This is a genomic window from Hydrogenophaga sp. (assembly GCF_011390835.1).
Lineage (GTDB): Bacteria > Pseudomonadota > Gammaproteobacteria > Burkholderiales > Burkholderiaceae_C > Hydrogenophaga.
This window is the reverse complement of record NZ_JAABRQ010000014.1, coordinates 92,726-104,299: the sequence shown is the minus strand read 5'-3', so window position 1 is coordinate 104,299 and position 11,574 is coordinate 92,726. Positions and strand designations below refer to the sequence as shown.

The 11,574-nt window shown below is 61.7% G+C and carries 13 protein-coding genes; 10 read left to right on the top strand and 3 right to left on the bottom strand.

The features are described 5' to 3' along the window. Nucleotides 1-152: 152 nt before the first annotated feature. On the top strand, nt 153-1,220 hold the full coding sequence (gene fba / locus GPT34_RS10315) for a class II fructose-bisphosphate aldolase (RefSeq protein WP_291011861.1): 1,068 nt from the start codon (nt 153-155) through the stop codon (nt 1,218-1,220). Nucleotides 1,221-1,377: 157 nt separating this feature from the next. Here the strand turns inward: fba and GPT34_RS10310 are convergent, their stop codons facing one another. The 3 genes from GPT34_RS10310 to GPT34_RS10300 all read right to left on the bottom strand — a co-directional run bounded on the left by GPT34_RS10310 (nt 1,378) and on the right by GPT34_RS10300 (nt 3,659). Continuing rightward, a complete protein-coding gene (locus GPT34_RS10310) occupies nt 1,378-1,968 on the bottom strand; it encodes a c-type cytochrome (RefSeq protein WP_291011860.1) in 591 nt (196 codons plus the stop codon). A gap of 93 nt (nt 1,969-2,061) precedes the next feature. After that, on the bottom strand, nt 2,062-3,345 hold the full coding sequence (locus GPT34_RS10305) for an NAD(P)/FAD-dependent oxidoreductase (protein WP_291011858.1): 1,284 nt from the start codon (nt 3,343-3,345) through the stop codon (nt 2,062-2,064). An 11-nt stretch (nt 3,346-3,356) separates the two neighbouring features. Then, nucleotides 3,357-3,659, bottom strand: coding sequence for a c-type cytochrome (locus GPT34_RS10300; protein ID WP_291011855.1), 303 nt, complete (start codon nt 3,657-3,659; stop codon nt 3,357-3,359). 361 nt (nt 3,660-4,020) lie between these two features. Between GPT34_RS10300 and GPT34_RS10295 the strand changes: the two genes are divergently transcribed. The 9 genes from GPT34_RS10295 (at nt 4,021) to soxB (ending at nt 11,534) form a co-directional block, all read left to right on the top strand. Further along, a complete protein-coding gene (locus GPT34_RS10295; protein ID WP_291011872.1) occupies nt 4,021-4,431 on the top strand; it encodes a metalloregulator ArsR/SmtB family transcription factor in 411 nt (136 codons plus the stop codon). After that, the gene (soxC, locus tag GPT34_RS10290; protein ID WP_291011852.1) at nt 4,424-5,767 is read left to right on the top strand and encodes a sulfite dehydrogenase; all 1,344 of its coding nucleotides are present in this window, start codon (nt 4,424-4,426) and stop codon (nt 5,765-5,767) included. The genes GPT34_RS10295 and soxC overlap by 8 nt, the downstream gene beginning before the upstream one ends. Before the next feature lies 1 nt (nt 5,768). Beyond that, nucleotides 5,769-6,866, top strand: a complete 1,098-nt coding sequence (locus GPT34_RS10285; RefSeq protein WP_291011850.1) for a c-type cytochrome — start codon at nt 5,769-5,771, stop codon at nt 6,864-6,866. A 99-nt stretch (nt 6,867-6,965) separates the two neighbouring features. Then, complete coding sequence (locus GPT34_RS10280; RefSeq protein WP_291011869.1) at nt 6,966-7,292, top strand: c-type cytochrome; 327 nt, start codon at nt 6,966-6,968, stop codon at nt 7,290-7,292. A gap of 31 nt (nt 7,293-7,323) precedes the next feature. Then, nucleotides 7,324-7,779, top strand: coding sequence for a thiosulfate oxidation carrier protein SoxY (soxY, locus tag GPT34_RS10275; RefSeq protein ID WP_291011848.1), 456 nt, complete (start codon nt 7,324-7,326; stop codon nt 7,777-7,779). A gap of 61 nt (nt 7,780-7,840) precedes the next feature. Further along, the gene (gene soxZ, locus GPT34_RS10270) at nt 7,841-8,152 is read left to right on the top strand and encodes a thiosulfate oxidation carrier complex protein SoxZ (protein ID WP_291011845.1); all 312 of its coding nucleotides are present in this window, start codon (nt 7,841-7,843) and stop codon (nt 8,150-8,152) included. Between the two features lie 80 nt (nt 8,153-8,232). After that, a complete protein-coding gene (soxA, locus tag GPT34_RS10265; RefSeq protein WP_291011843.1) occupies nt 8,233-9,051 on the top strand; it encodes a sulfur oxidation c-type cytochrome SoxA in 819 nt (272 codons plus the stop codon). 15 nt (nt 9,052-9,066) lie between these two features. Next, nucleotides 9,067-9,717 carry a sulfur oxidation c-type cytochrome SoxX gene (gene soxX, locus GPT34_RS10260; RefSeq protein ID WP_291011840.1) on the top strand — a complete coding sequence of 217 codons (651 nt, stop codon included), beginning with the start codon at nt 9,067-9,069 and terminating at the stop codon, nt 9,715-9,717. A 92-nt stretch (nt 9,718-9,809) separates the two neighbouring features. Next, on the top strand, nt 9,810-11,534 hold the full coding sequence (soxB, locus tag GPT34_RS10255) for a thiosulfohydrolase SoxB (protein ID WP_291011838.1): 1,725 nt from the start codon (nt 9,810-9,812) through the stop codon (nt 11,532-11,534). Nucleotides 11,535-11,574: the final 40 nt, after the last annotated feature.

Sequence of the window (11,574 nt, the reverse complement as noted above, 5' to 3'; positions counted from 1 at the left end):
AAGCAGGTGGGCTACATCTCCACCGGCGGCGGCGCGTTTCTCGAAGTGCTGGAGGGCAAGACCTTGCCAGCGTTTGAAGTGCTGGCGCGAAGAGCTGGCGACTGATCACGCCCGGCGACCTGTTTTTAATTTCAATCAACCAAGGAGTTCACATGGCACTCATCACCCTTCGCCAACTGCTGGATCACGCGGCCGAGCACGGCTACGGTCTGCCGGCTTTCAACGTCAACAACATGGAGCAGGTGCAGGCCATCATGCAAGCGGCTGATGCGGTGAACAGCCCGGTGATTCTGCAGGGTTCTGCTGGCGCGCGTTCCTACGCGGGTGAACCGTTCTTGCGCCACCTGATCGCCGCAGCCATCGAGATGTATCCGCACATCCCGGTCTGCATGCACCAGGACCACGGTGCAGCCCCGGCGATCTGTTTTCGCTCCATCCAGTCGGGCTTCAGTTCGGTGATGATGGACGGCAGCCTGCTGGCTGATGGCAAGACACCATCGAGCTACGAGTACAACGTGGCGACCACCCGGCAGGTGGTGGACCTGGCCCACGCCTGCGGCGTGTCGGTTGAGGGGGAACTGGGTTGCCTGGGATCGCTGGAAACCGGCAAGGCCGGCGAAGAAGACGGCCACGGGGCCGAAGGTGAGATGGACCACTCCATGTTGCTGACCGATCCCGACGAGGCCGCTGACTTCGTGACCAAGACCCAGGTGGACGCGCTCGCGATCGCCATCGGCACCAGCCACGGTGCCTACAAGTTTTCCAGCAAACCCAGCGGCAAGGTGTTGCGCATCGACCGGGTGAAGGAAATTCACCAGCGCATTCCCAACGTGCACCTGGTGATGCACGGCTCCAGCAGCGTGCCCGAAGACTGGCTGGCCATCATCAATCAGTACGGTGGCGACATGGGCCAGACCTACGGTGTACCGGTGGAGGAGATCGTCGAAGGCATCAAGAACGGTGTGCGCAAGGTGAACATCGACACCGATCTGCGCATGGCCAGCACGGGCGCGATCCGCAAGTTCCTGGCGGAAGACCGGAAGAACTTCGATCCGCGCAAGTTCTACAAGGAAGCCACCAAGGCGATGCAGACGATCTGCGCGGCGCGCTATGAAGCGTTTGGCGCAGCTGGCATGGCTTCAAAGATCACGAAGGTGCACAGTCTGGAGACGATGCAGAAGCGGTACGACAAGGGCGAACTCGCGGCCAAGGTGGCCTGAGCAAGACGCAAGGGGGCAGCGGCAGACCCTCCGGCGCGGACTGCCCCAACCCAGGATGCGGTGGAACCCGCTTCGCCGGGCCACTCCCACCGACCCCTAGGGGGGTGACGCGCCGCAGGAGCGGCGCGGGGGGGGGGGGGGGGGGGGGGGGGAGCCTTTACTTGCTGCTCACATACTCCGCCACCGCCGCCATCTCCAGCTCGGTCATCTTCTCCGCGACCACGTGCATCACCGTGTTGTCGTTGGTGCGTTCGCGCTTGTTGAACGACTTGAGCTGTGTGTGGATGTAGCCCGAGAACTGGGTGGCCAGGCGAGGCAGGTTGGCTGTGCCCTCGGCCGCTGTTCCGTGGCAACTCGCGCAGGCGGGAACGCCGCTGAACTTGTTGCCGTTGTGATAAATGTAGCGACCCATGGCGGCAAGCTGCGGGTCCTTGGCTTCCTCGCGGGGCAGGTTCATCTTCTCGTAGTACTTGCCCAGAGCCAGCATCTCGTCGGGCGTGAGCTTGGCCACCATCTCGGCCATTGCCGTGCTCTTGCGCTGCCCGCTCTTGAACGCCGCCAGCTGCTTGGCCACGTATTCGGCGTGCTGTCCGGCCAGGCGCGGGAAGATTTCGCTGGTGGATTCGCCGCGTTCGCCGTGGCACAGAAAGCAAGAGCCACCAGCGATCTTCTTGGCGCGGGCTTCGTCCGCCTGGGCCCAGACAGAGCCGGTCCCCAGAAGGCTGAAAGCCGCTAGGACGGGGACCATGAATCGCACCGTGTTCATTGCATCACCTTCGACTGATATCTGTTGACGAGAAAAAAGCGCACCAGTGAGACACCGATGCGCTTTGAGAGTTCTTCAGGCGAGGGTGTCGGCCCAGATGTTGCGCGCCCACCCCATGGCGTACTTGCCTTCGAGCTCACTGGCGGCCTTGGAGATGCCTCCCGAGCCGGGTACCGTCAGCATGGTCTTTTTCTCGGCATCGTAGCGGTGGATGCTGGCCACGTGAACGGCTTCGTCGGCTGTCACGAAGCTGTAGCAGGTGTTGGCGTAGATCGGCAGTGCCTGCAACTCCTGTCCGGCCAGCAGGGCGACCACCGCCGCGGCGCAGTTCTTGCCGTGCTGGTTGGCCATGTGACCCGACTTGGGCATGCCCGGTGCGGTCTGGATGGAATCGCCAAGCACGTGCACGTTCTTCACCGCCTTGGACTCGAAGGTCAGGAAGTCGACCTCGCACCAGCGCTTGTTGGCGGTGTCCAGCCCGGTCTTGCGGGCGATCTCGCCAGCGCGCATGCTGGGCACGACGTTGAGCACCGCGGCCTTGAAGTCTTCGTTGAAGTCGAACTTCAGGGTGTTGGTTGCAGCGTCCACATCGACCGCTCGGTGCTTGGGTCGGTAGTCGATCATGCCGTCGTAATGGTCCTTCCAGGCCTTCATGAACAGGCCCTTCTTCGACTGAATGTCATCGTTGGCGTCGAACACCACGACCTTGCTCTTGGGCTTGGCGGTCTTGAAGTAGCTCGCCACCATGCAGGCGCGCTCGTATGGACCGGGCGGGCAGCGGTAGGGAGCCAGCGGGATCGAAAGCGCGTAGACGCCGCCGTCGGGCATGGCTTCAAGCTGCTTGCGCAGCGCCACCGTTTGCGGGCCTGCCTTCCAGGCGTGCAGCACCTTGTCCTTGGCGCCGTCTTTGGCCATGCCGGGCAGGCTCTCCCACATGAAGTCGATGCCAGGGGACACGATGAGGCGGTCGTAGGGAAGTTCTCCGCCGCTGGCCAGCTTGACCATGCGCTTGTCAGGATCGACGCTCGCCACCATGTCGCGCACCAGCTTCACGCCGTGGCGCTTCTCTAGGTTGGAGTAGGGCGTGGTGATGTCGGCCATGGTTTTGTGACCGCCCAGCACCAGGTTGGAAATGGGGCAGGAAATGAAGTCGGCGTTGGGCTCGATCAGGGTGACCTGGATGCTGTTGTCCGAGAACATGCGCAGGTATTTGGCAGCGGTGGCGCCGGCATAGCCGCCTCCGACCACCACCACCTTGGCGCCGCTGCCACCACCTGAAGTGGCGCAGCCGCTGATCAAGCCCAGACCTGCGACGGCAGAACCGGCGCCCAGCGTTTGTACAAATTGACGACGTTGCATGGTGTGTCTCCTCACTTCTTCTGGGCGGCGAAATAGGCGGAGATCTGCATGAGCTGCTCGTCGCTGTAGCCCTTGGAGATCTGATGCATGATGGTCGCGGGTTTGCGACCTGACTTGAAGTCCATCAGTTTCTGGACCATTTCGTCCTTGTCCTTGCCAGCGAGGGTTTCGTTGCCCTCGAGTGCGCGACCCTCGGTGCCGTGGCAATTGGCACAGGCCGCTGCCCAGATGCGCACCTGGTTGACCTGCGCCTGAACCCCCAGGGCTGAAACACACAGGGTGCCTGCAACCAGCCATTTCGTTCGTGTCTTCATTGTTGTCTCCGCTTGAGAAGTTGAGCAAGGAAATCCAAATTCACGGCGGGCACCGAGTTCGTGCAATTCATCCGTACTTCCGCATATTTAGATGATTGATGCTATTGCGGGTTTTCGGCCCCTGGGAGCGCAAAAACCCTAGTGGGTTTTTGCAGCCTGTCCCGAAGTTTGTCAGGCCGGCGTCAGTTGCAAGAAAGCGGGCTGGTCTCTGCTAAGGCCTGGGCGGTCAGCCTGGACGCATGTCAGCCTTTTGTCGGAATTGGGGTTTACACTGATCTGTATATTCGCAATCAATCATATAGTGAAGGTCAGGGCGCCTAGACAGGTGCTCCAACCCGTCGGAGACAGGCTCTTGGATGACATGCACGAGGTTTTTGAGTCGGTGGCGCGCTACTTCAGCGTGCTCGGCGAGCCGACGCGCCTGCGCATCCTGCATGCGCTTTGCCAGGGGGAGCGCTGCGTGAACGACATCATCAAGGTTGCCGGCCTGGCCCAGGCCAACGGTTCGCGCCACTTGGGCCTCATGTACCAGGCTGGTCTGCTGTCGCGTCGCCGGGAGGGTACCCAGGTCTTCTACAAGGTGGCCGATCCCATGTACGTCGAGCTGTGTCGCAGCGTCATCTTGCAGATCAACAGCCGGGCCGACGGTGCCGCCCGGTCTGCAACCACGGGCGCTGAGTCTGCTGCCCAAACCCTTTTCGCGCGCAAAGAAGCCAGGGGCTCGACGCGCCATGTTCCCTCTGCCAACCACAAGGAAGAAGCCAGTGTCTAAAGATCTGAGCGACGTGATCGGGCGCGTCCTGCCCGCACCTGAAAACTTTTTAAGTCCCGAGCAGATTGAAGATGCTCGAAAGGCCCGCCGTCGCTTCATGGGTACCGCCCTGGCGATGGGTGCCGGTGTGGCCGCCTCGGCGGGCACCGCCACGCGGGCGCTGGCTGCCGATGGCGAAGACGCCATCCTCAAGCTGCCCGAGCACACCACAGGCCTGGGCCTGCCGGTGGTGACCGACGGCTATGGCAAGCCCAGCAAGTGGGAGGCCAATCTGCAGCGCCGCCAGAGTCCGGGGCTCACGCGTGTGAACCAGGCGTCGGTGAGCTTCACGCCCTTGCAGGGCCTGTTCGGCATCATCACGCCCAGCGGTCTGCATTTCGAGCGCCACCACCAGGGCTGGTGGGACATCGACCCTTCCAAGCACCGCCTGATGATCAACGGTCTGGTCAAGCGCCAGCGCGTCTTCACCATGGACGACCTGATGCGCCTGCCCAGCGTCTCGCGCATCCACTTCATCGAATGCGGCGCCAACTCCGCGACCGAGTGGGGCAACGTGGCGGTGCCGACCGTGCAGTACTCGCACGGCATGGTGAGTTGCTCCGAGTTCACGGGTGTGCTGCTCTCGACCTTGCTAGAGATGTGCGGTGTCGACAAGAAGAACGGCAAGTTTGTGCTCGCCGAAGGGGCCGACGGATCGTCCATGACCCGCACCATTGCGCTCGATCAGGCCATGGACGACTGCATCGTCGCCTGGGCCATGAATGGCGAAATGCTGCGTCCGGAAAATGGCTACCCACTGCGTCTGGTGGTGCCAGGTGTGCAGGGCGTTAGCTGGGTGAAGTACCTGCGCCGCATCGAGGTCGGTGACCAGAAGTACGCTGCCAAGGACGAAGCGGTCCACTACATCGACCACATGCCCGACGGCACGCACCGCCAATACACCGGCATCCAGGAGTGCAAGTCCGTCATCACCACGCCGTCGGCGGGTCAGACGCTGCTGGACAAGGGCTTCTACAACGTGACCGGCCTGGCCTGGTCGGGGCGCGGTTCGATCAAGCGCGTGGATGTGAGCACCGACGGCGGTCGCAACTGGCGCACCGCGCGCCTGGAAGGACCTGTGTTATCGAAGGCTTTCTCGCGCTTCAACATCGACTGGGTCTGGGATGGCAAGCCTGCCATCCTGCAAGCCCGCGCGATCGACAGCACAGGTTATGTGCAGCCCAAGATCAACCAGCTGCGTGCCGTGCGCGGTACGCGCTCTGTGTATCACCAGAACGCCATCCAGAGCTGGCTGGTGTCCGAAAACGGTGAAGTCTCCAACGTGCAGGTGTATTGAAATGACGATCCTCGACAAGAACCTGATCAGCCCCGCCCGGGGCCTGGCGGCGCTCGCCCTAGCTTGCGCTTCTCTGACCGCTGTTGCCCAAGACAAGCCCTGGCACACCATTGGCCGCGATGCGACGCCAGCGGAAGTCAAGGCCTGGGACATTGACGTGCGACCCGACTTCAAGGGCTTGCCTAAGGGCGCGGGGTCGGTGGATCTGGGTACCCAGGTCTGGGAATCCAAGTGCGCGTCCTGCCACGGCGTCTTTGGAGAGTCCAACGAGGTGTTCACACCCATCGTCGGTGGGACCACCCAAGAGGACATCAAGTCCGGTCGCGTGGCTGCCTTGGTGGAGGGCGCTGCAGCCACCGTGCCGCAGAAGACGACCATGATGAAGGTCGCGACGCTCTCGACGCTCTGGGATTACATCAACCGGGCCATGCCTTGGAACAACCCCAAGACCCTCACGCCTGACGAAGTCTTTGGCGTCACCGCCTACATCCTGAATCTGGCCAACGTCGTTCCTGCCGACTTCACTCTGTCGGACAAGAACATTGCCGAGGTGCAGAAGCTCATGCCCAACCGCAACGGCATGGTGTTCTATGAGCCACTGTGGAGAGTCGACGGCAAGGGTGACGTGAAGAACGTGGCCTGCATGAAAAACTGCGAAACCGACCCCAAGGTGCGCTCCTTCCTGCCTGACTTTGCCCGCGACGCGCACGGCAACATCGCCGAGCAGAACCGCGTGGTCGGTCCGGTGCGCGGCGCCGACACCACGCAGCCGGCGCCCAAGGGGCCGGTCGGCTCAGTGCCGCTGCCCAAGGCGGTGGTGGTGGCCGCAGCCAGCGGCGGGGCTGCGGATGTGAAAGGCCTGCTGGGCGCCAACGCCTGTCTGGCTTGCCACGGTCTCAACAACAAAATCGTCGGTCCCGGCTTCAACGAGGTGGTCGCCAAGCACAAGGGCCGTGCCGATCTGGAGGCCTACCTGACCGGCAAGATCAAGGGCGGTGGTGTGGGGGTTTTCGGTTCCATCCCGATGCCGGCCCAGCCTCAGCTCAGCGATGCCGACGCCAAGACCATTGCCCAGTGGATCTCGGCAGGTGCGAAGTGAGCAGCGCTTCGTCAGACCAGTGACAAGCTTAAATATTCGGATTTACTCGTAAACCCCAACCGACCTTTTCCAAGGAGACCGTAAGCTATGAACATGTTGTTGAGATCGATCACGCTGGCCAGTTCGGCGCTGCTGATGTCCGCTGGGGCGCATGCGTTCGACGCTGCTGCCGCCAAGGCGCTGGCAAGCAAGAGCGCCTGCCTGGCCTGCCATGCGGTCGACAAGAAGCTGGTGGGTCCGTCATACAAGGACGTGGCCGCCAAGCACCAAGGTCAGGCCGGTGCGCTGGAAAAAGTGGCTGCGCGCATCAAGTCCGGCGGCTCTGGCGTGTATGGGCCTGTGCCCATGCCGGCGCAACCGAATCTGAAAGACGACGAGCTGAAGTTGCTCGCTGCCTGGGTGCTCGCCGGCGCACCCGACAAGTAAACTGTATCCATCCCATTCAAAGGAGTTCGACATGAATAATTCCCGCCGCACCGCCATCAAGACCACCGGTGCTTTTGCCACCCTGGTATCCCTCGGCATCGTGACCCAGAGCCAGGCTCAAGCCGCCGTGGACCGCGCCAGCTTCGCCGTCAAGACGCTGGACGACGCGCTCAAGGCCATCGGTGGCACCCCCGCCACCAGCGACCAGGTGTCCGTGGTGTCTCCTGACATCGCCGAGAACGGCGCCGTGGTGCCCGTGGGTGCCGTTTCCAAGCTGCCCAACACGACCGAGATGTACCTCATCGTCGAGAAAAACCCGACCCCTCTGTCGTGCGGCTTCATGATCCCCACAGGCACCGTAGCTGACGTGCAGACCCGGCTGAAGATGGGCCAGAGCACCAACGTCTATGCGGTGGTCAAGGCCGATGGCAAGCTGTTCTCTGCCATCAAAGAAACCAAGGTGACCTTGGGTGGTTGCGGCGGCTGATCGCCCCGACCACTCCAACGTTTGACCATTCAACCCATTTAATTCGATTTAGGAGTCCATCATGGCTGATCCGATGCGCATCCGTGCCGCCCTTGCCGGCGAAGAAACCACCGTCCGCGTGCTCATGTCCCACCCCATGGAGCCCGGAACCCGCAAAGACGCCTCCGGCGCCCTCATCCCCGCCCACTTCATCCAGGATGTGGAGGCGACCCACAACGGCAAGTCGGTGCTCAAGGCCATGTGGTCGGGCTCGGTGTCGCAGAACCCTTTCCTGTCGTTCAAGTTCAAGGGTGCTGCCAAGGGCGACAAAGTCACCGTCAAGTGGTCCGACAACAAGGGCGAGTCCCGTTCCGACGAAGCGACCATCGCCTGATTGGCTCGGTGATCGACACGGCCAGCCACACACGTTGCTGGCCGTTTGTTTTTTTAGGTGAAAAAAGAGGAGACTTTCAGATGAAAAAATCGTTGTCCCACCGCCCGCTCTTGCTGGCCATTGCGATGTCCGCCGGACTGAGCGTTGCGCATGCGCAGGGCTCTGCTGCCGATGGCATCGCCAAGTACCGTGAAATGCTTCAGGATGGCAACCCGGCCGAGCTTTTCGAAATGAAAGGCGAGGAGCTGTGGAAGCAGAAGCGGGGTCCCAAGAATGCTTCCCTGGAGCAGTGCGACTTGGGCAAGGGCCCTGGTGTGCTCAAGGGCGCGTTCACAGAGCTGCCACGATTCTTCAAGGACACTGGCAAAGTCATGGATCTGGAAACCCGCCTGATCCATTGCATGGTGACCCTGCAGGGCTTCAACGAAGCCGACCTGTACAAGGCTGCTCCCACCATTGGAAAAGGCGATGGGGCCAACCTGGTCGCGATCACGACCTATGTGGCCACGCAGTCCAAGGGCATGCGCTTCAATCTCTCTCAATCCCATGAGAAGGAAAAAGTCATGTACGAAGTGGGCAAGCGCGCGTTTTTCGCACGCGGTGGGCCACATGATTTTTCTTGTGCCTCCTGCCATGGTGTAGACGGTGGTCGCATTCGCCTGCAGGACCTGCCCAACCTGACCAAGAACCCGGGTGACGGCGTGGGCTTTGCCGCCTGGCCGGCTTATCGCGTTTCCAACGCGCAGATGTGGACCATGCAGAAGCGCCTGAACGACTGCTACCGCCAGCAGCGCTTTCCCGAACCCAAATTCGGCAGTGACGTCACCATTGCACTGGGTGTGTACATGGGCGTCAACGCTCAGGGTGCCGAGTCCATCGTGCCCGCCATCAAGCGCTGATCAGGAGACCCCAAGATGAACAAGACCATGAAGATTGCGCTGATTCCCGCCACTGCCTTGTTGCTGGCGGCATGCTCCTCGTCGCCCTCGGGGGCCGACTACGACAAGATCGCCTTGCAGGTGAAACAGAACTCGTTCCAGGCCAAGGGCATTGCCACCATGGACCGCTTGCAGCAGGACGAAGCCAACCGGCTGTGCAGTGCGGCTGACGTGGCCGGCAAGCCGCTGGACGAAAAAACCGCCAAGGCCATCGAGGCTGCGGAACTCAAAACCGTCAAGATGCCGAGCGACGGCAAGTTCCTGGGTGACTGGAACGAGGGCGAGAAGATTGCCCAGAGTGGTCGAGGCCTGACATGGCGTGACAAGGCAGGTGCTGCCAACGGTGGCAACTGCTACAACTGCCACCAGATGGACAAGAAGGAGATCTCCTTCGGCAACCTTGGTCCTAGCCTGTACAACTACGGCAAGCTTCGAGGTGTGACCGATCCGAATGCGCCTGCATCCAAGGCCATCGTCGAGTACACCTGGGGCAAGCTGTGGAATTCCCGGGCCTACAACGCCTGCTCGCAAATGCCACGCGCAGGGCACAACGGCATCTTGACCGAACAGCAGTTGCAGCACGTCATGGCTTTGCTGCTGGACCCCAAGTCGCCGGTCAATCAGTGAGTCCCCTGGCCCGTGTCGGCATGAGCCGACGCGGGCTTGGGTTGAAAAAAAATTTGCCGCAAATATCAGCGATCAATTGATAAGGAATGTTTATGAGCTTCAGCCGTCGTGAATTCATGCAGGTCCTGGCCGTTGCCAGCGCCGGTGGCATGGCCTTGAATCACAAGGATGTGCTGGCCGGCAAGCCCGGTGCGGGGCAGGCGATGTACGAACTGCCCACTTTTGGCAATGTCAGCTTCCTGCACTTCACCGACTGCCACGCGCAGTTGATGCCGATTTATTTCCGCGAGCCCAACGTCAACCTCGGCGTGGCTGGTGCGCTTGGCCAGCCACCACACATTGTGGGTGAGGCGCTGCTCAAGCATTTCAAGATCCGCCCGGGCACACCAGAAGCGCATGCCTTCACCTACCTTAACTTCGAGCAGGCGGCCAAGACCTACGGCAAGGTCGGCGGCTTTGCGCACCTGGCCACCCTGGTGAAGATGATGCGCGCCAGCCGCCCCCATGCCATGCTGCTGGATGGTGGCGACACCTGGCAGGGGAGCGCGACCGCGCTCTGGACCAACGGTCAGGACATGGTGGATGCCTGCAAGCTGCTCGGCGTCAACGCCATGAGCCCTCACTGGGAGTTCACCCTGGGCGAGAAGCGGGTGCAGGAAATCATCGAAAAGGACTTCGCTGGCAACCTCGACTTCCTGGCGCAGAACGTCAAGACCAACGACTTCGGCGACCCCGTGTTCAAGCCATACGTCATCAAGCAAATGAACGGCGTGCCCGTGGCGGTGATCGGCCAGGCTTTTCCCTACACCCCGATCGCCAACCCCGGCTACATGGTGCCCAACTGGACCTTCGGTATCCAGGACGACAACATGCAGAAGATGGTCGACGAGGTGCGCGCCAAGGGTGCGCAGGCGGTGGTGGTGATCTCGCACAATGGCATGGACGTGGACATCAAGATGGCCTCGCGCGTGACCGGCATCGACGCCATCCTGGGCGGCCACACCCATGACGGCATGCCCGCGCCCACGATTGTCAAGAACGCCAGCGGCCAGACCCTGGTCACCAATGCCGGCTCCAACAGCAAATTCCTCGGCGTGCTCGACTTCGACGTGCGTGGTGGCAAGGTGCAGGACTTCCGCTACAAGCTGCTGCCCGTGTTCGCCAACCTGCTCCCGGCCGATGTGGAAATGCAGACCTACATCGACAAGATGCGTGCGCCGTTCAAGGACAAGCTCGATGAAAAGCTGGCCGTGACCGAAGGCCTGCTGTACCGTCGCGGCAACTTCAACGGCTCATGGGACCAGCTCATCGTCGATGCGCTGATGGAAGTCAAGGGGGCCGACATGGCGTTTTCGCCAGGCTTCCGCTGGGGCACCACCATCCTGCCGGGTCAGTCCATCACGCGCGAGCTGATGATGGATCAGGTGGCCATCACGTACCCCACCAGCACGCTCACCGAAATGAGCGGCGAGACCATCAAGACCGTGCTTGAAGACGTGTGCGACAACCTCTTCAATCCCGACCCCTACTACCAGCAAGGCGGTGACATGGTGCGCGTGGGCGGCCTGGCCTACACCTGTGATCCCAATGCCGGTGCCGGCAAGCGCATCAGCAACATGATGCTCAAAGGCAAAGCCATTGAGGCTGGCAAGACCTACAAGGTGGCGGGCTGGGCGCCAGTGGCCGAAGGCGCCAAGGGTGAGCCGATCTGGGACGTGATGGAGGCCTTCTTCAAGAACAACAAGACGATCACCCCTCGCAAGCTCAACACGCCCAAGCTGGTGGGCATGAGCGGCAACCCGGGCATGGTCGGCTGATCCTGCAGCGGTACGCAGGAAAAAAAGCCCCGCGCTGAGC